Consider the following 23,218-nt stretch of genomic DNA (forward strand, 5'->3'; position numbering starts at 1 on the left):
CCCTGAGCCCCCGAGCCCCCTGAGCCTTCGGTGCTCGAGGACCGCGCGCGCCGCTGGGTGCCCACGGGTCGCGCGGTCGACCTGGGAGGCAAGGTGCGCGACACATCACCCCGGCATTCGCTGATGGCGGCGGCCGTGTCACCGCGGATGGCGGGCCTGAACCCTGGCACGCTGTGCATCGGCTGTGCGAATCATCGAACAAAAGCAGCCTCTTTCATCTAGTATCAAGGTGTGTGAAGGCCTGCGATGCGGTTATTGCGGTCCGATCATCCCGGTGGACTCGAGAGGGTGCTGGATCAGCGGCGAACGTCCGGTGTCCGGGTCCGACGTCTGCAGTGTGCGCGGGATGGACGCCAGAGTACGGGCCACAGACTGGTGACCGAAGCATCCAATCTAACGATGAATTCGATAAGGGAGGGCGAAACCATGCGGCAGAGGACTGAGTCTCGAGACCAGGATGCGCGCGACGCGTTGGTGAGCGGTGCCGATGAGCGATCCACCAGGGTGCGGGCGAGCCCGGTGTGGCCCACTTCCGCCCCGCCGTTGTGCGCTGAGCGCTGGCGTGCGCCCGGGCGCGCGAGGATCCGTCTCGGCATGCTCTTGGTCGTGGCCGCGTTGGCGTCGAATGCGGTGCAGGGCGCTGAGCCGGTTCCATTCGCGGGGGATTGGGTCACCAGTCAGGGGCAGCCCTTTCAGGTGTCCGACGATGGGCTGATGACGGGTCTGCGGATCCTCGTGGAGACCCCGAGGAATTGCGGGACGAATCCCGGCTTCATCACGGCGGCCTTCCCGGCCATCCGGGTCGATGCCAATGGCGCGTTTCGCGGGGCGCGTGATGAGGTCAGCGATGGCAACGGGACGCGCATCGTCGAACTCAGTGCCGGCCGTTTCCCGCTCGCCGGGGAACGGGTCGACTTACCCTATCGCTGGAATATCGACATTCGCACCGGGTCGACGACCGGGAGTTGTTCCGTCAGCTTGTCCGCGATAACCAGCCTGGAGGTGGTCAAGCAGACCTCCAGCCTGCGCGCGGCCGTCTTGCCATCAACGCGTGCCGTTGCGGTCGACACGACCGCGAGTGTTTTCGCCACCCTCATCAATGGCGCGGCGGTGACCGCGCGCGACTGCGGCGTGGCCCTGCCGCGTGAGTTGCAATCAGCCTTCGAGTTCACGTATCAGACCACGGACCCCGCGAACCGGTTGACGGGACGGGCGAATGATCCCGTCGACATCGCCGCCGGGGCGAGCCAGGGGTTCGTGGTCGCGATTCGTCCGAAGGCAAGTCTGAATAATTTCACGGTTCCATTGATCTTTCGCTGTGCCGGTGAGGTTCCCGCGCCGAGCCAAGTTGGCCTGAATACCCTTTCGCTCACTGCCGCGCGGACCCCACCACCCGATGTCGTGCCGATTGCGGTGACTCCGAGCGCCGATGGTGTCCTGCGATTACCCCATCTCACGGGGGTGAATGTGATTGCGGCCTCGGCAATCAATATCGGAGCTGCCGGCGTGATCGGGGTCAGCGCCGACGATGCGGGTCAGGGCCTGCCCCTGAGGCTTCAGGTCTGTGAGATCGATGTGACCGGGCAGGTGCTCAACTGCGGCCCACGTCTCGCGCGCCGGATGAACCCGCGAGAGATCGCCTATTTTTCGGTGGTGGTATCGGGGCAAGGCGAGTCCATCGCGTTCGATCCGGTGTCGCATCGCATCTTCCTGCGTTTTGCGTCGGATGATGTGACCGTGGGTGCGACCAGCGTCGCGGTGACGACCCACTGAGTCCGCGCGATCCGCGACGTCATGGAGTCTGCTCGGGGCTGGGCTCAGGACCGAGCTCAGAGCCGCCACGGGTCACTGCTCCATGCTCCGCTACCGGATCCGCCATCGCGCACGGCATTCATCGCCGTGCGTGTTTCCGAGGGCCTGCGCCATGAGGAAGACCACGCGAGATCGGATCGGCCCCGTCCCACCGCGGCCAAGTCTAGGCACGGGATCGGCCCGCTGAGCGCCGGTCCTGCCCGATGCCACACCTTGCCGATCCCCGCGCGCGTTGTTAGATTAACTCGCCGTTTTTGGTGACGGCTCCCCACCGGCTCCGTATCCTACACGCCCGAGGGGCATGATCCCCCCAACGTCTCGCGCAAGATAGGAACCTGAACGTGTTCAGAAGTCTTCGAGGAATCTTCTCGAACGATCTGTCGATCGATCTGGGAACAGCAAATACCCTGATTTACCTGCGCGATCAGGGGATCGTGCTCAATGAACCCTCGGTCGTCGCCATTCGCCACGAACGCAAGGGTGGTGGGAAAACGGTGGTGGCAGTCGGCGAGGAGGCCAAGCTCATGCTCGGCCGCACACCGCAGAGCATCACGGCGATCCGCCCGCTCAAGGACGGTGTCATCGCCGATTTCACGATCACGGAGAAGATGCTCCAATACTTCATTAACAAGGTTCACTCGGCGCGTCTGATTCGGCCGAGCCCGCGCGTCCTGATCTGTGTTCCCTGCGGTTCGACTCAGGTGGAACGGCGCGCCATCAAGGAGTCGGCCGCGGGGGCGGGGGCACGCGAGGTCTTTTTGATCGAGGAACCCATGTCGGCGGCGATCGGCGCGGGTTTATCCGTTCACGAACCACGTGGGTGCATGGTCATCGATATCGGCGGCGGGACCTCGGAAGTTGCGATCATCTCATTGAACGGAATCGTCTACTCGGCGTCGATCCGGGTGGGCGGCGATACCTTCGACGATGCCATCATCAGCTATGTCCGGCGCAATTACGGGACCCTGATTGGCGAGGCGACCGCCGAGCGGATCAAGCACGGCATTGGGTCCGCCTTCCCGGGGGCCGAGGTCCTGACCATCGACGTGCGGGGTCGCAACCTGGCCGAGGGCGTGCCGAGAAGCTTCACCCTCAATAGCAATGAGATCCTCGAGGCGCTCCAGGAGCCGTTGGCGGCAATCGTTGGGGCCGTGAAGATGGCACTCGAGCAAACGCCTCCCGAGCTGGGCGCCGATGTGGCCGAGCGCGGAATCGTGTTGACTGGTGGAGGATCGCTGCTGCGGGATTTCGACCGACTGATCGAGGAAGAGATCGGCTTGCCCGTGATCGTTGCGGAGGATCCGCTCACCTGCGTCGCGCGCGGGGGCGGTAAGGCGCTGGAGATGATCGACTCGCGTGGGGCGGATCTCTTCACAACCGAGTGAGCGGTTGCCCCCGAGTCCCCCGCCGGCAATGGGCGGCTCGACCTGTCGAGGACTTGACCGATTAAACCGCTGTTCATACGCGGACCTTCGCCGACACTTCGGGTGACCCTCGCGGTCATGTTCGCGCTGGGCCTGATCATCGCGGATCACCGCTACGAACGACTCGAGCGGGTGCGGGTGGTGCTGTCCGTCCTCACCGATCCGCTCCATTTTGCCGTCGATGCCCCGACGCGTGCTATTCGTGCGACCCAGGAGCGATTGGTGCGCGAGTCACAGTTACGCGCTCTCAATCAGGCGCTGAGGCGCGAGAACTTGCTCTTGAAAGGACGTCTCCAGCAGTTCGAGGCGTTGGAGGCGGAGAACATGCGTCTGCGCGACCTTCTGGGATCCTCGTTCAATGTCGGTGAACGGGTCCTGATTGCTGAGATCTTGGCGGTCGACCTGACGCCGGCGCGCCAGCAGGTGATGTTGAACAAGGGTGCGAACGCGGGCGTGTTCATCGGTCAACCGGTCCTCGACGCCAATGCGGTGATGGGGCAGGTCGTGCGGGTGAATCCCTCATCCTCGGTGGTGCTCTTGATCACCGACTCGGAACATGCCTTACCGGTCGAGGTTAACCGCAATGGCCTGCGCAGCATTGCGGCTGGGACCGGTGTCGGACACGACCTCGAACTGCTCTACATCCCTAAGAACGCCGACATTCGTGAAGGCGATCTCCTGGTCACCTCGGGCATGGGAGAGCGTTTCCCGCCCGGGTATCCGGTCGCCCGAGTGACCGTGGTGCGGCAGGATCCCGACAACCCCTTCACGACGGTCCTCGCGGAGCCGACAGCGCGACTCGATCGCAGTCGCGAGGTGCTGCTGGTGTGGACCCTTGATCCGCGGATGTATCCGAATGCCCTCACGGATGCCGAGCGGATACGCGCTCGGGTGGCACCGTGAGCGATGCGACCACACAGGGCGGTTGGTTGGTGCTGCTGACCTTAGGGGTCGCGCTCGCATTGATGGTCTTGCCGATGCCATTCGGCCTGGAGATGCTCAGACCGCAGTGGGTCGCACTCTTGACGCTCTATTGGTGTCTGACGGTCCCGGATCGGTTCGGCGTCTTCTCGGCCTTCGCACTGGGGCTGGCGCTCGACCTGATTTTGGGTTCCTTGCTTGGGCAGCATGCCTTGAGCTTGTCACTGCTGGCCTATGCCGCGGTCATGTTGCAGCAGCGTGTACGTGTCTTTCCGATCTGGCAGCAGGCGGTCTTCGTCTGGTTGTTGCTGGTCGCTGAGCGACTGATCAATCTCTGGGTACTGGCCGCGACCGCCACTCCCTTGCCCGCTTGGGATGATTGGATGTCAACCCTGATCGGTTTTCTGCTGTGGCCCTGGTTGTTCTTCGTCATGAGTGATCTGGCGCGCCGAGCGGGTCTGGTTTGAGGCGGAGAAACTGATGGAATCACGGCTCGAAGATCGCAAACGCGAGGTCCGGTTGGTGGCCACTCGTGCGCTGATCGCGGCGCTGCTGGTGATCAGCGCGCTCGCGGCAGTGATTGTCCGTCTCGTGCATCTCCAGATCGATCAACATGAGCACTTCTCGGTTCTGTCTCAAGACAATCGGGTCAAGGTCCAGCCGTTGCCACCGGCGCGGGGATTGATCTATGACGCAGCCGGCGTTTTGCTGGCCGATAATCACCCCTCCTTCTCGCTCGAGATCACGATCGAGAAGGTCGCTGATTTGGAGGAGACGCTGGCGGATCTCGCGCGGCTGATCCGCATCGAACCTCAGGATCTTGCCCGCTTCGAGCGTCAAAAGCGCCGGCGGATGCGCTTTCAGCCCGTCCCCATCCGGCTCAACCTGACCGAGTCCGAGCTGGCACGCTTCGCGGTCGATGCACACCGGTTCGTCGGCGTCGAGGTCAGAGCCGAATTGATCCGGACCTACCCACGGGGTGAGCAGACCGCGCATGTGCTCGGCTATGTCGGGCGCATCAACGAACAAGAGCTGGCCCGCATCGATCGCGGCAACTACGCCGGCACCCAATTCATCGGCAAGAGCGGGGTGGAGAAGGCACACGAGGCCTTGCTGCATGGGCAGGTCGGCTATCAGCAGGTGGAGGTCAACGCCCGCGGACGGGTGATCCGGACCCTGGAAAGCCGCCCCCCCGTGTCGGGCCAGGATCTGTATCTCTACTTGGACATCGCCCTGCAGCAGGCGGCGCAGGAGGCACTGGGAGACGAACGCGGCGCGGTGGTGGCGATCGATCCGCGCAACGGCGGGGTGTTGGCCTTGGTGAGCAATCCCAGCTTCGATCCCAATCTGTTCGTGGAGGGTATCAGCCAAGCGAACTATCAGGCCCTCTTGTCCTCGCCCGACAAGCCGCTCTACAACCGCGCCGTGCGCGGTCAATATCCACCCGGCTCGACCATCAAACCCTTCGTGGGCCTAGCCGGTCTGGCCTCTGGAATCACGACCGAGCGTCGGACCACCTTTTGTCCGGGGCACTTCAGCCTGCCCGGGCATTCCCATCGCTTTCGCTGTTGGAAACGCGGCGGGCATGGGGCACAAAATCTCGAGCAGGGGATCGTGCAGTCCTGCGATGTCTATTTCTACGATCTGGCCAATCGGATGGGCATCGATCGGCTGTCCGCGTTCTTGTCCGACTTTGGCTTCGGTCAGGTGACGGGAATCGACGTTGCCGGTGAACTCGGCGGGCTCATGCCAACGCGGGAATGGAAACGACGGACCCGCAACCAGCCCTGGTATCCAGGTGAGACACTGATCGTGGGGATCGGGCAGGGCTCCTACCTGGCCACGCCGTTGCAGCTTGCCGTGGCGACCGCGGCGGTCGCGAATCACGGACAAGTGATTCAACCGCGGGTCGTGCGGGCCGCGCAGGCGCCGGGCGATGCCCTGGCGCGGGCGCAACCCCTGGTCTCGCATCGGATCGCCTTGGGCGAGGAGTGGCAATGGCAGCGGATCGTCGATGCCATGGCCAAGGTGGTAGAGGGGGGAACGGCGCGACGGATTCGTACCCCAGAGTATCGCATCGCGGGGAAGACGGGGACATCCCAGGTCTTCTCGCTCGGGCAGAATCAGACCTACAACGCGGCGCGGCTGCCGAAACATCTGCACGACCATGCCTTATTCGTCGCCTTCGCGCCCGTCGACGATCCGCGGATCGCCATCGCGGTGATCATCGAGCATGGTGGCGGTGGCGGCGCGGCCGCGGCGCCCGTGGCGCGGCGTATCATGGATGCCTACCTGCTCGGTTCGACCCTGGCGAAGGAAGACGAGGAGGGGGCAGGTGGCTAGAACGAATCATCGCGCCCTGTCCGAGTTGGCGCGCGATCACGGCGATCGTGGACCCTGGTATCGCCTCCATCTTGATGCACCGCTGTTGCTGGCCTTGCTGCTGCTCTGTGCCTTCGGCCTGGTCGTGCTCTACGGGGCGAGTGACCAGGACCTGGCGACGGTCGAACGGCAGTTGATCCGACTCGGCATTGCGAGCCTCTTCATGATCGCGCTCGCGCAGGTGCCGCCAGCACGTTTGCGCGTTTGGTCACCCGTTCTCTATGGGGTGGGTGTGCTGATGTTGATCGCGGTCCTGCTGGTCGGCGATGTCGGCAAGGGCGCGCAACGTTGGCTGGATTTGCGCGTCATTCGGTTTCAGCCCTCGGAACTCCTGAAACTCGCGGTTCCCATGATGCTGGCCTGGATGTTGAGCGCGCGTCGCCTGCCGCCAACTTTGCCCTGGGTTGTTCTCGCGACGGTTCTGACTCTGATTCCAGTGATCTTGATCGCCAAGCAACCCGACTTGGGGACCTCCATCCTGGTGGCCAGCGCGGGGGTGATGGTGCTCTTCGTTGCCGGATTGAGTTGGTGGATGATCCTTGCCCTGGCGGTTGCCGCCCTCGCCGTCGCGCCCTTGGTGTGGTTCGGTTTGCACGATTATCAGCGCGATCGCGTGCTGACCTTCCTCAATCCGGAGATGGATCCGCTCGGCGCCGGCTATCACATCATCCAATCCAAGATCGCGATCGGCTCGGGTGGCATCGACGGCAAGGGCTGGCTCAATGGGACCCAGTCCCATCTGGAATTTCTTCCGGAGCGCAGCACCGATTTCATCTTTGCGGTGATTGGGGAGGAGTTCGGATTCACCGGCATCCTCGTGCTGCTGGCCATCTATTTGTTCATCATTCTGCGCGGGCTGCTGATCGCGGCGCGGGCCGAGGATCGTTTCGGCCGCTTGCTGGCCGGCAGCCTCACCCTCGTGTTCTTCGTCTATGTCTTCGTGAATACTGGAATGGTCACCGGATTGCTGCCGGTCGTGGGTGTGCCACTCCCGTTGATCAGCTATGGTGGGACCTCGATGGTGACCTTGATGGCGGGTTTCGGCATCATCATGGCCGTTCAGACCCACCGCATCCGCCCCCTGTGAACTCAGTCCATGTGATGGTGTCCCGTTGGTGTCATCATCGGGGGTCGCATCAGGGGGCGCGTGCCGACACCCGCATGGGGCCCACTGAAGGCACCGGACCACGGCGGATCGGCCGCGGGCATGCCCAGCGTTTCGACCCCGACCCCGACCCCGACCCCGGCGTCGCCGTGCGCCGAACTCATCAACCGCGCCGCCCCGGGTCCGGCTCCAACCGGCGGTGGCACCGGAGGCCCGAATGCCCAGAGTGCAGAGTCCCCCAATGGTCTTCCCGCTGGTGTCCCTGATGGCGCGCGGTCGCGCCACCACCTCCAGACTGCGTTCTCATGCCTGCAGGCTCCGGGATGCGCGCCGGCCTCATCCGGTGCGACTGGCCGCGCCGTCGACCTGGCGTCAGCGCGTCACCCCGCGACTGGTGCTCTGCGCGTTCCTCGCCTTCGCCTCGGGGCTCGCCGCGGCCCCGGCCATCGCGCCCGCCGACGTGGATGCGTTCGTGCGCGAGATGACGGAGCGGCATGGATTCGATGCCGACGCACTCAGGACCCTGCTGGCGCAAGCCGAATACCGTCAGGGCATCATCGATGCCATGAATCGGCCCTATGAGGGGCTACCATGGTATCGGTATCAGTCGTTGTTCGTGACGCCGGAGCGGATCGAAGGGGGTAGCGAGTATTGGCGCGAGAACCAGGACACCTTGGCGCGCGCGCACGCCCTCCATGGGGTCGATCCGTCTATCATCGTTGCCATCATCGGGGTGGAGACCAACTATGGTCGCAATCTCGGTCAGCATGCCGTGATCGATGCCCTCACGACCCTTGGCTTCGCCTATCCGCGACGCGCGCGTTTCTTTCGCGGCGAACTGGAGTCATTCCTGCTGTTGGCGCGCGAAGAGGGGATGGACCCGCTCGAGCCGGTGGGCTCCTATGCCGGCGCCATGGGCAAGCCACAGTTCATTCCATCCAGCTATCGTGCCTATGCCATCGACTTTGACGGGGATGGGCGCCGCGATCTGTGGAACAGTGACGCCGATGCCATCGGCAGTGTCGCGAACTATCTGGCTCGTCACGGTTGGCAGCCAGGCGCTGCGATCGCCTTCCCCGTCGACCTGAGCGCCGCGCCGCCACCTGATTTGGCCATCGCTGAAAAGGCGCCCCTGGAACCCAATACCACGCTCGCCGCCCTGACGGCGGCGGGTCTGGTGGCGCGCGAGGCCGCCGCGGCGCAACTGGATCCGACGACGGCCGCCATCCTGATTCGACTCGAGGAGCCGGATGCCGCCTACTGGATCGGTCTGCGCAACTTCTATGTGATCACGCGCTACAACCACAGCACCCTCTATGCCATGGCGGTCTATCAGTTGAGCCAAGCGATCCGGGCGCGGGTTGATGGCTCCGCGTGGTGACCGCGCCGCCGCGGCTCCCCATCGGCTCGAGGTCGCGCGGCCTCGAGCCGACGCGACGGCTGCCAAATGCCGCGACAGGCGGTTAGAATGCGACCTGTGATGCGGTCGACCCTAGAACACCCGGATATCCACATGAAGCCTGTCTCGAAGCTGTTGTTGCTGTCACTGTTGTTCGTGCTACCCGGAGTGTTCGCGCAGACGCCTCAAGCCATCCCGGATCCTCCAGCGGTCGCGGCGAAGGGGTATCTCCTGATCGACTTCAACAGTGGCCAGATCCTCGCCGAGAAGAACGCGGACGAACGTCTCGAGCCGGCGAGCCTGACCAAGATCATGACCGGTTACGTGGTGTTTCGTGAATTGGCGGCCGGGAAGATCGCTCTTGGCGATCAGGTGCTCATCAGTGAGCGTGCCTGGCGCACTGGCGGCTCCAAGATGTTCGTTGAGGTCGGCAAGCAGGTCTCGATTCAGGACCTCTTGATGGGCATGATCGTGCAATCTGGAAATGATGCCAGTGTCGCCCTAGCCGAGCATGTCGCGGGCAGTGTGGAGGCGTTTGCCGATCTGATGAATGCCAACGCGCAACGTCTTGGCATGACCAACAGTCACTTCACCAATCCCCATGGGTTGCCAGATCCCGAACTCTATATCACGGCGCGTGACATCGCGCTGGTCGCGATGGCCATCGTGCGTGAATTCCCAGAGTTCTACGGTTGGTACAGTACCCGCGAGTTCACCTTCAACGAGATCACGCAACACAATCGCAACCCATTGTTACGTCGTGATGAATCTGCTGACGGAATCAAGACGGGTTACACGCAGGCGGCAGGCTACTGTCTGGTCTCCTCCGCCAAGCGCAACGACATGCGGCTGATCTCGGTGGTGATGGGTTCGCCGACCCCGAACGCACGTGCCGATGCCAGCCTGGCCCTGATGAATTACGGCTTCCGCTATTACGAGAGCCATCTCCTCTATCCGGCCGATGAGCCCGTCGAGTCCTTCCGCGTCTGGAAAGGGGATCAGGAATGGTTACCGGTCGGTCCCGTGAGCGATGTCTTCGCGACCTTTCCGCGTGGTCGCTACGCTGAACTCGCGGCCCGCTTGGAGAAGGCTGAGGCGAACCTGACTGCACCCATCGCGTCCGGCACGCCGGTCGGCGAGGTCATCGTGACCTTTGATGGAGCGGAGATCAACCGCCTGCCGCTCATCGGGCTCGCCGGGATCGAGAAGGGGAATCTCTGGCAGATTGCCCGCGATAGCGTCCTGGGGCTGTTCCAATCCCAATGAGCGACGACGCAGCACCGCCGGCCAAGGGCCCGGATGCGCCGTCGGCCGAGACCCTGCTGGTTTTTCCTTGCCGCTTCCCGATCAAGGCGATGGGGCGAGCCGATGCCGATCTCGAAATGCTGGTCGTGACGCTCGCGCGTCGTCATCTCGCTGCGGATGCCAGCGTTGCTGTGCGCAGTCGTTCCAGTCGCGGTGGCAAATGGACTTCCGTGACCCTGACGATCGAGGCGCACAGCCGGGCGCAGCTCGATGCCATCTACCGCGAACTGACCGCGCATGAAGCCATTGCCTGGGTGATCTGAGCATGCACCCGCGGGCCGCAACGGGATTCGTGATCGAGCGGCTTGAGGGTTTACAAGCCTATCAGCCAACCTTGGAGGCGATGCGCGCCTTCACCGATCAGCGCGGCCCCGCGACGCGCGACCACTTGTGGGTGCTCGAGCACCGTCCGGTCTTCACGCTCGGGCAGGCCGGTCGGCCCGAGCACCTGCTCAATCCGGGCGCCATCCCGGTCGTGCGGACCGATCGTGGGGGCCAGGTGACCTATCATGGTCCGGGCCAATTGGTGGTCTATGTGCTCCTTGATCTGCGCCGTGCCGGGTTGGGTGTGAAGCGCTTGGTCGAGCATCTGGAACAAGGCGTGATCCTCTTGCTCGCCTCCTATGGCATCCAGGGCGAGCGCCGCGCGGATGCGCCAGGTGTCTATGTCGCGGGGGCCAAGATTGCGTCGCTGGGTCTGCGCATTCGCAATGGCTGCAGCTACCATGGTCTCGCGCTGAACGTGGCGATGGACCTCGAGCCCTTCGGTCGCATCAATCCCTGTGGATATCCCGGTCTCGCCGTCACGCAGATGCGTGACCTGGTCCCAAGCGTGTCCATCGCCGCGGTCGCGAGCGGCGTCATCGAGAGGCTCGTTGAGGTGCTCGGCGCGCCCCGCGCGTGACGCCGACCGGGGCCAGGCCCCGAGCGGCTCCATTCAAGCGGTCGCGCGCCGCGACCCCGGTTCAGGGCAGCACTAGTGGACCCCGGTCACGGGTCGCATTTCCTTGTCGCAGACACCGCCTACGCGCGCGGTCTTGAGCGTGCCACTGCCGCGACAGGACTCACCCCGGTCGAGGATGCTACAGCTGATCTCGATCGGCCGCCCGGCGGTGAGCCAACTCGGGGTGGTGCGATAACGTCCGACTTGATTCGATGGACAGCCGCTCGGGATGCCGTAGGGTGGACAGGAACGGGGGGCGCGTAGCGAGACCTTGCGACCGTCGACGACGAAGCCGGGAAAATTGTTCTCGGTGCGGACGAGATCACGCTCGGGTGTTTCCTCGAAGCGGAACTCCTCGAACTGATAGCCATTGCCACTGGCGGCGCCGACCTTGATGCGGGTGTTCGCGATCAGGGCGAAATCGTTGCCGTTGCGGGCAACCGCGCCACTCATGTATTCGACGCGGTCATGGTTCGGGAAACACTTGCCCATCGCCGGGGCATGATAATAGTGGCGCATGGCCGTCAAGTCCGCGAGGCGGTTCTCGGGAAACAGGGCCTGGAGATCCCGCTCGCCGCCGAAGAGGATGCGCTCGGCATCCCCCACCGACTGGGTGTACATGGCCTGTAGTTTGGCGTATCGGTCGTTGCTCGCGAGGTCTGGACGTAGATAGCAGGCCGTCAGCCCCGAGATCTGGGTCAGATACTCGTCCCAGATATTGTACTGGGACACCGAGGAGGAGACGCCTTTGAAGTCGCCAGGAAACTGGCACCCCTGGCGTGCCAAACACTGACCGATGGCGCGGTTGCGAATGGAGAGGACGATGATGTTGCGTTCGCAGGCGCCGTAGGCGTTGCAGCCGCGTTCGAGATGGCCCTCATAGATGGCGGTGCGCATGCTGTAGTCGAGGTGCTTGGCATGGTCCAGCTGGGTCGCGGTGCCCAACCGTCCAGTATGCTCGCGCGTGAAGTCGTCCCAGGCGCGCTCGAGTGCGGCACGCCGCCCGACCAATTGCCGGTTCACGTCCTCGCATTGCGGCGAGGTGTGGAAGGCCCGCACGATGCGGTCGAGGTCGCTCCCGCTGCTCGGACTGACGGCGGTCCCGCTGCGGGGCGGGGAGAAGAACGGCGCCTTCTCGAGTGCGTAGAGATGGCGAACGTTGATGACGTTGGTGACCTGCGGGGGACAATGATGGTTCTTCACACGCATGGTTTTGCGTTCATTCACGGCACGCCGAAAGGTCTCGGTGGCGGACGCGGTGGCGCGGCGCGGATCGACGACGACCTCGAAGCCGACGTAAGGCGTTCCGGAGGCATCCATCAAGGGCAGGCCATCGCGAATCACGAGGCAGGGGATCACGGAGGTGCCCTGCGTCAGGGTTCCCGCCGGGGTGGACGTCCCGGAGCGCGCGAAGCTGTCTGCCCGGTAGTAGGGCATCTCGAGCGGTCCATTGAATTGATAGACCGTCATGACCGGGGTCGCCGGGATGGCGGCGGCAGCGGGGATCGTGACCATGAAGCCCAAGAGCCCGACCAGGCTGAGTGCGGCGGCCTTCAGACCAGGAACCGGGCGATCAGCAAACCGGCGCGGCGACGGTTTGGACAGCCGCAAGGGCAGGCCGAGGCATGGCGAATCGGTGCGGCGCGGTAGGGTGTGGGTGGGTCGCGAGGCTGTCATGGCGCGGGTCAACCTTAAGGACGAGCGGGTGAAACGCATACGCTGTTCTCCTGATGCGGTGTAAGGCGGTCTGCAGCCCATGGGTCCGGTCGTGCGCGCTGGGCCGAGGGATCGATGACGCGTCAGCGGCGTCGGGCGGACGGGCCGAACAGTGGGTGGTGACCGGGGGCATGAGCGCGGCCCGGACCCCGGCCGGTGTCTGGGTCTGATGCACTCAGCGCATTCCAGCGTGCTTGAGGGCACGATAGCGTTCGATCAGTGCTTGCGGGAGCCCTGTCGGAACGAGATCGAGCGTCTCGACGCCGAGTTGGCGCAAGCGTGCCCCATGCGCTCGTCTCTGCTCGAGCCAATCTTGCGCGGCATGATAACGCAGTGCGCTCGGCAGATCGGTCATTCCTTGCGCCAGGGTGCGGTCCAAGACCGCTTCGCGCAGGTCGGCGATCACCAGGAGGTGCCGCCGGCGTAACAAACGCGCGGCCTGCTCCAGCTCGGACTGATCCTCGTTCCTGGTGTTGGTCATGATGATCACCCAGGTCCGGCGTGGGAGGCGTGGCCAGAGCGTGCGCGCGGCCTCCAAGGGATCGGCGGGCTCCAGGCTCGGCTGGAGGTCGTAGAGTGCGTCGATCAAGCGGCCCAGGGTGCGTGTGCCGCGCCTTGGGGCTTGCCAGCGTTGCGGTCCCCCGAAGGTCATGGCGCCGACGGCGTCCCCTTGGGCGAGGGCCAGGTCGGCCACCGCGAGCAAGGCATTCAGGGCCTCGTCGAGATGGGTGTGCCCAGCATCGCCATGGCGCATGCGCCGCCCAGCGTCGAGCATGAAGACCAGTTGCTGATCACGCTCGTCGCGGTACTCCCGTGCAATCAGCTTACGCATCCGCGCGCTGGCCTTCCAGTCGATGCGCCGTAGGTTGTCGCCTTGGCGAAAATCACGTAATTGCTGAAAATCCATCCCGGCACGGCGATCCAGTTGGGGGTGCGGACCGCGTTCACCGGCGCGTGCGCGCGCGCCATTGAGAAGCGCGCGGCTCAGTACGCGCCGATTAGGCCCCACCTGCACGCGCGTCGCCAGGGGGATGAATCGATGATCGACCCAGAGACGCAAGGGCGAGTGCAGCGCGATCCGGCTGCCCGCGATGCAGAAGTCGCCCCGTTGCCCGGGGCGCAATTGATAGCGGACGTGGGTTGTTTCACCGGGGCCAAGCAGGATTGCGCAGGGCAAGCCCCGGACCGCGAACCGGCTGGGGTGAGCATCGTGCAGCCACAAGCGCAGCGACCGGGCGCTCGGGTTGGCGAGGGTGAGTTCCACATCGCCCCAATCGTGCAAGGCGAGCCGGCCCAGGCGTCCCCCGACCAGTCGCTCGACCAAGCGCGGGGTGGGTTGGCGGTGCAGTGCCCACCAATCGGCCAGACTGAAGCTGGCGATCAGGAGGCCGGCCAGCTGCCAGACCAGCACCGCGCTGGGTAGCCAGTGCGCGGCCAGCCCCAGGCCGGTCCAACCGGCGAGCCATGGGACCAGTGCCTGCCGCGGTCTCATGGCCAGGGTGCGGAGTTGACGCGGACGCTCGCGGAGGTGAGCGGCACAGGATTGATTCTCGCAACAGACAGCGGCGTGACCACGGTTGCGGGTTCAAGGCCGCGGCGCCGGGACGGTGCGGAGTAGCTCATCCATGAGGTCGTCCGGTTCGAGCCCTTCCATCTCGAGATCGGCGCTCAGGGTCAGGCGATGACGCAGCACCGCCGCGGCCATCGCTTTGATGTCGTCCGGCGTCACGAAATCGCGCCCACCGACGAGGGCATGTGCGCGGGCCGCGCGGATCAGGGCAATCCCGGTGCGGGGGCCTGGCCCGGTTTCGATCCCGGGCCATTCCCGGGCGGCACGCACCAGGCGAACCGCATAGGCAAGGACGCTGTCGGCGACCTGCAGCCGCGCGCAGACCTGCTGCAGCGCAATCAGGTCGGTCGTGTTCAGGATCTGCACGACGGCCGAGACATCGAGCAGATCGCCGACCCGCTCATGCGTGACCTGACGGACCATGGCAAGTTCATCGTCCGCGTTGGGATGATCGACGATGATCTTGAGTAGAAAACGGTCAAGCTGGGCCCGCGGCAGGGGATAGGTCCCCTCGTGTTCGATCGGGTTCTGGGTTGCGAACACCGAAAACGGCGGTGTGAGCGCGAGCGAGGCGCCCTCGATCGTGACCTGTTGCTCTTGCATGGCCTCCAGCAAGGCCGCTTGGGTCTTCGGTGGGGCGCGATTGATTTCGTCGCCGAGCAGCAGATTGCAGAAGATGGGGCCGCGGCGAATGCGGAAGGTCTCGCTTTTGGAGTCGAACACGGCGTGCCCCGTCACGTCACTCGGCATCAGGTCGGGAGTGAACTGAATCCGCGAAAAGCGCCCGCCGAGCGCAACCGCGAGCGCCCGCACGAGTAGCGTCTTGCCCACTCCCGGGACCCCTTCGAGCAGGACGTGTCCAGCCGCCGCCAAGGCCACCACCGACTCGCGAATCACCCGCTGCTGGCCAATCAAGACGCCACCGATGCCCTGTTCGAGCGCGGCGAGCGTCTCGGCGCAGTGCGTGACCTGGGCCGCCGTGGGAGGCGGACTCGGAGCGGTTCTAGGCGGGTGATCGTGCGTGTCGTGCATGGCGGGTCGCGCTTGAATGGCTGACGGCTGCCGGGCAGGCCCCGCGGTGGCCGCGCGGGGACTTAAACTTGACCATGGCGGGCGCTCGGATGGGTTCGGGACATGATCCAAACTCAGGCTGCCGCGGCGGAGCTGTCCAGGTCCGCCTCCCCGCGGACACTCAGCCAGCGCAGGTCGCACGTGTGCGGGGTCAAGGATTCAGACGGTGGCGCACGGAGTTGTTCCGGTCGGGGTGCTGGGATGGAGGCGGTGACGCAGCGGGCCAGGCGTCGCGTTTCGGCCTCGGCGAGATCGGCAGGCAGACCCTGGTAGGCTTCACCGTCCGGACGCCAGTCGTGCAGGGTGACCGCGATGGCCTCGTGCCGCGCGGGATGCCAGAGGATCAACCGCACCGGGACTTGCGCCTTGAGCGCGGGGTGCAGACCCTGCCGAGGGGTGAAGGCGCGATAACGCAATCCGATCACCTTCGCCACGCCGTTGTGATCCTGCTCCAAACGCAGTGGCAGGGCGAGCGCCTGCTCGGGTGGTCCGACGGCGATCTGCCAGCCCGCGAAGGCATCCGCGGCACGCCCTACCCCTCCGGTCTCATCGTCAGCGGAGGCCATCGCCTTTGGTTCGACCGGACGCAGACAGATCTCCAGGCGCATCGTGCTCGCATCGACGAGTCGCGAGGTGTTCTGATCCTGGCGACTGACATCACCGATCAAGGGCCAGAACTCGATTGCTCGGCGGATGCGCAGATCACAGCCCCCGAAGACCACCTGGCCGAGTTCGCGCAACCGGTTGCGACGCACCATTGCAGCGAGTGGGGCGCCGAGTCCCAAGCCGGCGTTCTGCAAGTCGGCCAGTACCTCCTCGAGATCGCGTTCGAGATAGAAGGGCAGGGCGTAACGATCATGCAAGGCCTCGCCATGATCGATCAAGGGGGCGGGTGATGCGGCTGGCGCGTGCGCGAGCATGGCGATGATCGCCCGCAGCAGCACGGCGAGCGCGGCGGTTCGCTCGGGCGAATGCTGCATGCGTAAGGCGCGAAATTCGACCAGGCCCAGTTTCCCGCGGCACGGGATGAAGGGGTTCCAGAGTTTTTCGATGTTGAGCTCGGCGCGATGACTGTTGCCCGCGGCATCGGTGAGCAGATGCGATAGCCCTTCCCAGAGGGTCTCGGCATTGGGCAAGCGGCCCCGCTCCAAGAGGGCGAGGGCAAGGGCCAATTCACCCAAACCGTCATGTCCCCGTTCATCGCTGCGCACGGCCTGACCCGAGCCGCCGATGTAATCGTGAGCGAAGAGGTAGGAGAGTGCCGGGTGGTGATTGAGATAGCGCACCAGTCGGGGCAAGAGACGCGGAGCCCGAAAGAAGGGACTATCCTCGGGGCTGGGGCCGCCGAAGGTCATCTGACCGCCACCTCCCGAGTCCGCGACGGCGCCATTGTAGTAGAGCCGATAGGGTGCGAGTCCCAGTTGCGCACTCGCGTCATAGAGGGTTCGGCTGGCCGCCAAGAGCCCGGATACGTCGCAATGGGGTGCCATGTTGATCTCGATCACCGCCGGATCGGGTGTAATCGTCGTCCAACAGACACTGGCATCGACCGGCGGCGGATGGCCACTCAGGATGAGCGCGGGCAACTCCGCCGCGTTGGCGGCGGCGCCGATCAGGTCCAGTGATCCGAGGAAGTGCGCGACCGTCTGGCAGTCCGGGAGGGCGAGACGCGCCACCTGAACACCCTCCCAGAGACAAGTCTCCAGCACGAATAGGGCGATATTCCCTGGGAGCGGGGCCGTGCCGGGCGCCACCGGGTGCGATTCGATCGCGGCCTCGAGTGCCTCGGCCAACGCCTGATCGATTCGCGCGAGATCCCGCTCCGGCTCCGCGTCGGGGTCCTCGCCATGCAGCGGTCGGCTCAGGATGAGCGTGCGCCCGTCCACATCATGCTCGCAGCGGACGCGATCGCCACGGGCCTCCAGCGCCTGCCGCAGGAGGAGGCAAAAGCGTGCCAGGTCCGGGGCGAGCGCCGGGAGTTCGGCGCAACTGGGGTCGGGCGGACCGAACCAGAGTGGCGCGCCATCGCGTCGAGCGTAAAGGCCCAAGCTCCAACGCGGGTGTTCCTCCCCCGGATACTGTCGGCCTTGCGTGCGCAGGATCATGCCGCCGGCGCGCGCATGCAACACCGTTAGGAGTTGTTCCGCGCGTGCCGCCTTGTCCTCTCCTAGGGCCGTGCTCAACCACTCGGCGCGTTCGGAGAAGCGGTCGGTGAAGGTCGGTTCGGTGCCGACCCAGATCGCCAACCCGAGCGTGGCGACGGCCTCGTCGTGTTCGCGCACGGCCTGATCGAAGTCGATCGTGGCCGGCATGCTGAGGAAAGGATTCGGGTCGGCTTCAAGCATCGCCACAGGAGGGTCTCACCACGTTGTCAGGACTCGCAGGATTGGAGATGAAGCATGATCGACCGCGGTCACCGCCGTGATCGTCGCCCCGTACCGGCGCACGCAGCAGCGGCCGTGCCGTAGCGCGCGACCCTCATGCCAGACTCAGGGACAGGTCGCGGAATCAGGATCACGGAAATGCCTGCCGGTGCCGGCCGCCATTAGAGGCGGCACCCGGCCGGTGCGATGCGACCCCTAGGCGACCGTGGCGATGATGCCACGATTGACCGCCTGCATGACAGTCCCTTCATCCGGCGTGTCCACAGCCGGCGCAGACCCTGGTGCATGACCAGGCATCGCACGATTGAACGGACTGTGCCGTTGCCTCACAGCTCGCCTGGCCAAGCCCGCGCCATGCTGGATCGCGCTTACGGTGGCGCGGGGGGCCGTTCAGCGATCCTGGCCGACGAGCTCGAGGAGGATCAGCGCATCCTGGAACAGGCGGAACGACAGCACCAACAGGAGCATCCCGATCACGCGATCGAACCACGTCAGCCAGCGCTCCCGCAACCACGCCTTCGAGTGCCCGACGAGCATCGCCAGCGCTATCTTCGACCCGACCATCACGGCATAGAACACCAGGATGAAGAGGACGGGGGCGAGCGGATTCTGAACCAGGGCCCGGGTCATCAGGGGGCCGCCGACGCTCAACCAAAAGAGGTAGGGGTAGGGGCTCAGAACATTCGCGAGAATCCCCTTTGTGAGCGATGCGGGGCGCCCTGCTGGCACGGTCTGCCGCAGTCTGTCGGGACTCGAGCGCAGCGTCTTGGACGCCATGACGAGGAGAAAGAAGGCACCGCACAGCGAGATGACGCCGAGGAGCGTGGTCGCCGCGGCGAGGCGGGTCGAGATGAACAGGGTCACCAGGATCAATGGCAGGTCGGTGATCAGCGGCGCGATCGCGACCTTGATCCCCGCGCGCACGTCATGCTGCAAGGTCTCGGCGATCACCAGCGCCAGCAGTGGCCCGGGCGCGAGCCCTGCCGAGATTCCGAGGATCAGGCCCGTAAACAGGATTTCGCTCATGCGGCCAACGCCTCGTCTCGATGCCGGGCCGCGTGCGCGCGCGGGATCGCCGCGACCGACCAGGACAGCGCGGAGGCGAGAGCCGACCCGTTAGAATGACCGGGATCGTTCAACGAACCAGCGAAGAGGGGCAAGGTGATCCAGCGTATCCTATTGTTCGGCGTTATCGTCGTGGCCATGGCCTTGGGAACTCCATCCGTTCTGGAGCGACTGAGTTCAACTGATGATCCGGTCGCGGCGACCGCGATCTCGCCACCCACGAGCCCGTTTGTCATCGCCGACGTCCGCATCACGGATCGCGATGGTCGTCTCATCTATCGAGGGGACGTCGATCTGCGCCCAGAGCTTGCGCGGATCGAGCGTGGCGAGCGCGACCCGCACCGCAACGACGGCTCGGTGTTTCAGAACCGGGAGGCTCGACTGCCACGACAAGAACGCGGCTACTATCGCGAGTACGTGGTGCGGACCCCGGGGATCGATCATGCCGGACCGCAGCGGCTCGTGCTTGGTGCCAACGGAGAAGTCTATTACACCGCTGATCACTATCGTCGTTTCACGAGGATCCAATGATGACGATTGCTGCCTGGACCACACGGATTCTGACCGCCGAGACCGCGATCATCGAACTGACACCACCGGAGCATCCAGGTCCTCAAGGGTGGAGCGTCACGCCACTCGTCGAGGCCTTGCAGGAGCAGGGCGCGCGTGCCGTCTGGGTTGATCGCTTGCCGGTTTGCAACAAGGAGAGCCTGCTGCGGGCCCTTGATCAGGCTTGTCAGTTTCCGGACTATTTCGGCTTCAACTGGGATGCGCTTGCGGATGTCCTGGTGGAGATCGCCGCGGCCGCGCCCGCGCCCCTAGTGCTGATCTTCCGGGACTTCGATGGGTTACGTGACGAAGCCCCACGGGACGCGCAGGTGTTTCTGGACATCATCGAGGAGGTGCATGAGTTACTCGATTGGGGCGCCTTGCACCTGGTGGTCGTGCGCCACGGCGCACGACTGCCGCGGCCATAATGTTGTGATGGGATTGATCGATGCGCATCCGCAGAGCGAGCGGACTGTCACGCGCGACTGACCGGCCGCGCGGGCTCGCTTCACCCAGTCCTGCCCTGCAACCACTCCCACGAAGGAGACACCGAGCTTGACGCAACCAGGCCGCCACGTCCCGCATCGGCAACATCAGGGTCCCTGGGTCGCGCGACTCAGCCACTGGTTCGATCGCAACATCCTGGAGTTGGGCCGCGAGCTGCGCCTGTCCTATTTGCCACCCTTGATGGTGTACCTGGCCTACGGCATTCAGGGGCTCACCGCCATTGTCGGCACCTTTTTCGTAAAGGATTATCTGGGTTTGCCGGCCTCCTTTCTGGCCGCCTTGGCCTTCTGGGCGGGGATTCCCTGGGTGCTCAAGATGCCGCTCGGTCATCTGGTGGACCTGATCTGGCGCTACAAGGCGGGTCTGGTGTATCTGGGCGCGGCCATGCTCAGCGCCAGCATCCTCATCATGATCGGGTTGCTCGCGGATCGCGCGGCGATGGAGGCGATCATGTCTGCCGAGGCCTGGTATGTGGCCGCTGTGCTGCTGGCCCCGACTGGCTATGTGGTTCAGGACGTGGTCGCCGATGCCATGACCGTCGAGGCGGTCCCGCGCCTGGACCCGGCGGGCCAACCGATCGATCAAGCGCGTCGCAAGCTGATGCACACCACCATGCAGACCCTGGGGCGGGTGGCCATCATCGGTGGCGGGGTGCTGGTCTCGGTGGCGAATGTTTATCTGTTCGCCGGGGTGGCCGCCATGTCCGAGGCGGACAAGATCGCGACCTACATCTTCATCTATCAACTCGCCCTGGTGATTCCGCTGATCTCGATCCTGGGCGTGGCCCTCGCCGGCTACATCAAACGGCGTGATTTCAAGCGTCTGCTGGCGCATGGCTTCGAGCCGGAGGAGGCGCGTCTGCAACTGGATCGACCGGTGCAGCAGACCACGCCGAACTGGTGGATCCTCGGCGGCAGCCTGGTGTTCGTCGCCTTCACCCTCGGGATGGGGTTGACGAATCTCCCCCACAACCAGGAGATCATTTTCATCGGCTCCATGGCCATCGTGCTCTTCTTGATGTCGCGCCTGATGCGTGTGCTCGATCAGGAGGCGCGGCTCTATCTCCTGGGCACCGCCATCATCATTTTTGTCTTTCGCGCCATGCCGGGGCCAGGCGCTGGGCAGACCTGGTGGATGATCGACGAACTCGCCTTCGATCAGCAATTTCTCTCCGTGCTCTCGCTGATCGGCAGCACCATGGCCCTGGTTGGCCTCTTCGTTTTTCGCCGTTTCATGGCCGAGCGCTCGATCGCCTATGTGGTCGTGTTCCTGACGCTGCTGTCGAGTTTCTTCTATTTGCCCATCGTGGGCATGTACTTCGGGCTTCATCAGTGGACGGCCGCGATGACCGGCGGCATCGTCGATGCGCGCTTCATCGCGATTGTCGACACGGCGTTGGAATCACCGCTCGGTCAGGTGGCCATGGTGCCGATGCTGGCGTGGATCGCCAACTCCGCGCCCGATCACCTCAAGGCGACCTTTTTCGCGGTGATGGCCTCATTCAGCAACCTGGCGCTGTCGGCGGGTCAGTTGGGCACGAAATATCTCAACGAGGTCTTTCTCGTCACCCGCGAGGTCACCGATCCGATCACCGGGCAGGTCACCGTGCCCGCGGACTACAGTGAACTCGGGCCCTTGATGATCACGGCGTTGATCATCGGGCTGCTTCTGCCACTCACGGCGGTCGCGCTGGTGAAGGTCTCGCGGTTGCGCAGCGCCTGAGCGAGCACGCTCAGGCGCTCCCGGCGCGAGGCGCCTACCCCCAACGGACGGCATCACGGCGGCCCACCGCCACGATGGTGAGTCAGCCCTAGCGTGTCTGATCCTCCCCAGCCTGCTCTTGCGGTTCCTTGGTTTCGGTTTCGGTCTTGGTTGGCTTGTCGCGTTTCAAGGCATTGAGTTGCGAGTAGGCGAACCAGAAGACGACGCCTGCGATCAGCAAAACTTCGAGCCCTTTGAGTGATCCGGATGACATGCGGAAATCTCCTGCACGGTGGTTGATGGAAGCATGCAACGGCACTCTGATGCGGCCGTCGTGGGATGAGCGCGTCTCGAACGCCTGCGTGACCCCCTAGGATCACACCAAGACCAGATTCGGCGCCGAGCCGCTGAGTTCAACCCAACCGAGGTCCGCGTCATGGAGCGGCCCCGGGCTGTCGCGATGCTCGATCAGGGCGGTCTCGTGACAAAACCATGTCAACAACAACGGATTCCTTGTCTGTCATCGTACCGCCCTAATACTTGATCGCAACGGTAGGAAATAAGGTGGTTTGCATTCGCCGCCTGCCGAGCGTTGTGACATGAGCCATTCCATGACATGTGATCGAGAGGACCGAACAGATGAGCAAAGAACAGACGCCAGAGACCAATCCTTGGACCATCGCCGTCGTGCTGGCGGTCGTGCTGGGTCCCTTGACCGCGCTCTCCCTTGGGAGCAAGTATGCCGGTGAAGAAACCCTGGAACGGGCGCGCGCCGGCCTTGCCAATGCCACGCCGAGTGATCAGTTGAGCGCGTACGACAGTACCCGCTCCGCCGCGTATGCGAGTGATAGGAGCCTGCGCGATATCACCAGCGGCTCGGCCATCTTCAGTCAGTTGCAAGCCGCCATCCAGGCCGCCGGGACGCAGGAGATGCTCGAAGGTGAGGGCCCCTTCACGGTGTTCGCACCCAGTAACGAGGCGTTCGCGCGCCTCCCAAAGGAACAGCTCGCGGCCTTGATGGCTGATCCCGAGGCCCTGCGTGCACTCATCGAGGCACACGTCGTCCCAGGCCGCTTAAGTACGACCCAGATGATGCAAGGGCTCACCGCGGCCAATCTTGCGGGTCAGACCGTCCCGGTTGGCGTTGCTGGCAATCTCAAAGTGGGCGATGCCACGATTTCACAGAGCATCAATGCCCGCAACGGAATCGTGCATGTCATCGATCGTGTGATTCTGTAGGCCAGGATGACGGGGCGTCGAATCCGCCCCGTCACGCCCCGCGTCATCCTGACGCGATCACATCCACGTCGGTTGACCCCTGCGTCAACCCGTCCTGAATCCCCCGGACCCAGTCGATGACCGAT

General features: G+C 64.5%; 21 protein-coding genes. 14 read left to right on the forward strand and 7 right to left on the reverse strand.

What is annotated here, in order from left to right; all coding sequences use genetic code 11:
- The first annotated feature begins 594 nt into the window (after nucleotides 1-594).
- The 10 genes from CKO25_RS18515 to lipB all read left to right on the forward strand — a co-directional run bounded on the left by CKO25_RS18515 (nucleotide 595) and on the right by lipB (nucleotide 11,252).
- Nucleotides 595-1,773 carry a hypothetical protein gene (locus CKO25_RS18515; RefSeq protein ID WP_200389437.1) on the forward strand — a complete coding sequence of 393 codons (1,179 nt, stop codon included), beginning with the start codon at nucleotides 595-597 and terminating at the stop codon, nucleotides 1,771-1,773.
- Between the two features lie 380 nt (nucleotides 1,774-2,153).
- Nucleotides 2,154-3,197, forward strand: coding sequence for a rod shape-determining protein MreB (locus tag CKO25_RS18520; protein WP_200389438.1), 1,044 nt, complete (start codon nucleotides 2,154-2,156; stop codon nucleotides 3,195-3,197).
- A 75-nt stretch (nucleotides 3,198-3,272) separates the two neighbouring features.
- Nucleotides 3,273-4,139 (forward strand): rod shape-determining protein MreC, encoded by an 867-nt coding sequence (gene mreC / locus CKO25_RS18525; protein WP_338115176.1) that lies wholly within the window; start codon nucleotides 3,273-3,275, stop codon nucleotides 4,137-4,139.
- Nucleotides 4,136-4,624: a rod shape-determining protein MreD gene (gene mreD / locus CKO25_RS18530; protein ID WP_200389439.1), complete on the forward strand. Its 489-nt coding sequence runs from the start codon at nucleotides 4,136-4,138 to the stop codon at nucleotides 4,622-4,624. Before mreC ends, mreD begins: the two co-directional genes overlap by 4 nt.
- A 13-nt stretch (nucleotides 4,625-4,637) precedes the next feature.
- Entirely contained in the window at nucleotides 4,638-6,500 is a 1,863-nt protein-coding gene (gene mrdA / locus CKO25_RS18535; protein WP_242467737.1) for a penicillin-binding protein 2, read from the forward strand.
- 16 nt (nucleotides 6,501-6,516) lie between these two features.
- Nucleotides 6,517-7,626 (forward strand): rod shape-determining protein RodA, encoded by a 1,110-nt coding sequence (gene rodA, locus CKO25_RS18540; RefSeq protein ID WP_242467740.1) that lies wholly within the window; start codon nucleotides 6,517-6,519, stop codon nucleotides 7,624-7,626.
- 235 nt (nucleotides 7,627-7,861) lie between these two features.
- On the forward strand, nucleotides 7,862-9,025 hold the full coding sequence (gene mltB / locus CKO25_RS18545; RefSeq protein ID WP_242467738.1) for a lytic murein transglycosylase B: 1,164 nt from the start codon (nucleotides 7,862-7,864) through the stop codon (nucleotides 9,023-9,025).
- Nucleotides 9,026-9,157: 132 nt separating this feature from the next.
- Entirely contained in the window at nucleotides 9,158-10,309 is a 1,152-nt protein-coding gene (locus tag CKO25_RS18550; protein ID WP_200389441.1) for a D-alanyl-D-alanine carboxypeptidase family protein, read from the forward strand.
- Nucleotides 10,306-10,611: a YbeD family protein gene (locus CKO25_RS18555; protein WP_200389442.1), complete on the forward strand. Its 306-nt coding sequence runs from the start codon at nucleotides 10,306-10,308 to the stop codon at nucleotides 10,609-10,611. The genes CKO25_RS18550 and CKO25_RS18555 overlap by 4 nt, the downstream gene beginning before the upstream one ends.
- Before the next feature lie 2 nt (nucleotides 10,612-10,613).
- Nucleotides 10,614-11,252: a lipoyl(octanoyl) transferase LipB gene (lipB, locus tag CKO25_RS18560; protein WP_200389443.1), complete on the forward strand. Its 639-nt coding sequence runs from the start codon at nucleotides 10,614-10,616 to the stop codon at nucleotides 11,250-11,252.
- 72 nt (nucleotides 11,253-11,324) lie between these two features.
- Here lipB and CKO25_RS18565 read toward each other — a convergent pair whose 3' ends face one another.
- The 5 genes from CKO25_RS18565 to CKO25_RS18585 form a co-directional block, all read right to left on the reverse strand.
- The gene (locus CKO25_RS18565; RefSeq protein WP_200389472.1) at nucleotides 11,325-12,806 is read right to left on the reverse strand and encodes a hypothetical protein; all 1,482 of its coding nucleotides are present in this window, start codon (nucleotides 12,804-12,806) and stop codon (nucleotides 11,325-11,327) included.
- Between the two features lie 376 nt (nucleotides 12,807-13,182).
- Complete coding sequence (locus tag CKO25_RS18570) at nucleotides 13,183-14,499, reverse strand: DUF58 domain-containing protein (protein ID WP_200389444.1); 1,317 nt, start codon at nucleotides 14,497-14,499, stop codon at nucleotides 13,183-13,185.
- A 93-nt stretch (nucleotides 14,500-14,592) separates the two neighbouring features.
- Nucleotides 14,593-15,609 carry an AAA family ATPase gene (locus CKO25_RS18575; protein WP_200389445.1) on the reverse strand — a complete coding sequence of 339 codons (1,017 nt, stop codon included), beginning with the start codon at nucleotides 15,607-15,609 and terminating at the stop codon, nucleotides 14,593-14,595.
- 113 nt (nucleotides 15,610-15,722) lie between these two features.
- On the reverse strand, nucleotides 15,723-17,993 hold the full coding sequence (locus tag CKO25_RS18580; RefSeq protein WP_200389446.1) for a transglutaminase family protein: 2,271 nt from the start codon (nucleotides 17,991-17,993) through the stop codon (nucleotides 15,723-15,725).
- A gap of 429 nt (nucleotides 17,994-18,422) precedes the next feature.
- A complete protein-coding gene (locus CKO25_RS18585) occupies nucleotides 18,423-19,058 on the reverse strand; it encodes a LysE family translocator (RefSeq protein WP_200389447.1) in 636 nt (211 codons plus the stop codon).
- Between the two features lie 135 nt (nucleotides 19,059-19,193).
- Here CKO25_RS18585 and CKO25_RS18590 point away from each other — a divergent pair, with 135 nt between their 5' ends.
- The 3 genes from CKO25_RS18590 (at nucleotide 19,194) to CKO25_RS18600 (ending at nucleotide 21,875) form a co-directional block, all read left to right on the forward strand.
- Nucleotides 19,194-19,628 (forward strand): guanyl-specific ribonuclease, encoded by a 435-nt coding sequence (locus tag CKO25_RS18590; RefSeq protein ID WP_338115175.1) that lies wholly within the window; start codon nucleotides 19,194-19,196, stop codon nucleotides 19,626-19,628.
- Nucleotides 19,625-20,074 carry a barstar family protein gene (locus CKO25_RS18595; protein ID WP_200389448.1) on the forward strand — a complete coding sequence of 150 codons (450 nt, stop codon included), beginning with the start codon at nucleotides 19,625-19,627 and terminating at the stop codon, nucleotides 20,072-20,074. Before CKO25_RS18590 ends, CKO25_RS18595 begins: the two co-directional genes overlap by 4 nt.
- Before the next feature lie 127 nt (nucleotides 20,075-20,201).
- Nucleotides 20,202-21,875, forward strand: a complete 1,674-nt coding sequence (locus tag CKO25_RS18600; RefSeq protein ID WP_200389449.1) for an MFS transporter — start codon at nucleotides 20,202-20,204, stop codon at nucleotides 21,873-21,875.
- A gap of 88 nt (nucleotides 21,876-21,963) precedes the next feature.
- On the opposite strand, the gene CKO25_RS18605 is transcribed toward CKO25_RS18600, so the two are convergent.
- Together CKO25_RS18605 and CKO25_RS21690 are read right to left on the reverse strand one after the other, a co-directional pair.
- Entirely contained in the window at nucleotides 21,964-22,128 is a 165-nt protein-coding gene (locus tag CKO25_RS18605) for a hypothetical protein (protein ID WP_200389450.1), read from the reverse strand.
- Between the two features lie 102 nt (nucleotides 22,129-22,230).
- The gene (locus CKO25_RS21690) at nucleotides 22,231-22,356 is read right to left on the reverse strand and encodes a hypothetical protein (RefSeq protein ID WP_276569056.1); all 126 of its coding nucleotides are present in this window, start codon (nucleotides 22,354-22,356) and stop codon (nucleotides 22,231-22,233) included.
- Between the two features lie 137 nt (nucleotides 22,357-22,493).
- Here CKO25_RS21690 and CKO25_RS18610 point away from each other — a divergent pair, with 137 nt between their 5' ends.
- Complete coding sequence (locus CKO25_RS18610; RefSeq protein WP_200389451.1) at nucleotides 22,494-23,093, forward strand: fasciclin domain-containing protein; 600 nt, start codon at nucleotides 22,494-22,496, stop codon at nucleotides 23,091-23,093.
- Nucleotides 23,094-23,218 lie beyond the last annotated feature (125 nt).

Source organism: Thiocapsa imhoffii (assembly GCF_016583985.1).
In the GTDB taxonomy this organism is placed as follows: domain Bacteria; phylum Pseudomonadota; class Gammaproteobacteria; order Chromatiales; family Chromatiaceae; genus Thiocapsa; species Thiocapsa imhoffii.

What these genes read in the sequence shown, in the direction of transcription:
- CKO25_RS18515 (WP_200389437.1), top strand. Translation starts at nt 595, where the DNA reads ATGCTCTTGGTCGTGGCCGCGTTGGCGTCGAATGCGGTGCAGGGCGCT.
- mrdA (WP_242467737.1), top strand. Translation starts at nt 4,638, where the DNA reads ATGGAATCACGGCTCGAAGATCGCAAACGCGAGGTCCGGTTGGTGGCC.
- mltB (WP_242467738.1), top strand. Translation starts at nt 7,862, where the DNA reads ATGCCCAGAGTGCAGAGTCCCCCAATGGTCTTCCCGCTGGTGTCCCTG.
- CKO25_RS18550 (WP_200389441.1), top strand. Translation starts at nt 9,158, where the DNA reads ATGAAGCCTGTCTCGAAGCTGTTGTTGCTGTCACTGTTGTTCGTGCTA.
- CKO25_RS18555 (WP_200389442.1), top strand. Translation starts at nt 10,306, where the DNA reads ATGAGCGACGACGCAGCACCGCCGGCCAAGGGCCCGGATGCGCCGTCG.
- lipB (WP_200389443.1), top strand. Translation starts at nt 10,614, where the DNA reads ATGCACCCGCGGGCCGCAACGGGATTCGTGATCGAGCGGCTTGAGGGT.
- CKO25_RS18565 (WP_200389472.1), bottom strand. Translation starts at nt 12,806, where the DNA reads ATGGTCACGATCCCCGCTGCCGCCGCCATCCCGGCGACCCCGGTCATG.
- CKO25_RS18570 (WP_200389444.1), bottom strand. Translation starts at nt 14,499, where the DNA reads ATGAGACCGCGGCAGGCACTGGTCCCATGGCTCGCCGGTTGGACCGGC.
- CKO25_RS18575 (WP_200389445.1), bottom strand. Translation starts at nt 15,609, where the DNA reads ATGCACGACACGCACGATCACCCGCCTAGAACCGCTCCGAGTCCGCCT.
- CKO25_RS18580 (WP_200389446.1), bottom strand. Translation starts at nt 17,993, where the DNA reads ATGCTTGAAGCCGACCCGAATCCTTTCCTCAGCATGCCGGCCACGATC.
- CKO25_RS18585 (WP_200389447.1), bottom strand. Translation starts at nt 19,058, where the DNA reads ATGAGCGAAATCCTGTTTACGGGCCTGATCCTCGGAATCTCGGCAGGG.
- CKO25_RS18595 (WP_200389448.1), top strand. Translation starts at nt 19,625, where the DNA reads ATGATGACGATTGCTGCCTGGACCACACGGATTCTGACCGCCGAGACC.
- CKO25_RS18605 (WP_200389450.1), bottom strand. Translation starts at nt 22,128, where the DNA reads ATGTCATCCGGATCACTCAAAGGGCTCGAAGTTTTGCTGATCGCAGGC.
- CKO25_RS18610 (WP_200389451.1), top strand. Translation starts at nt 22,494, where the DNA reads ATGAGCAAAGAACAGACGCCAGAGACCAATCCTTGGACCATCGCCGTC.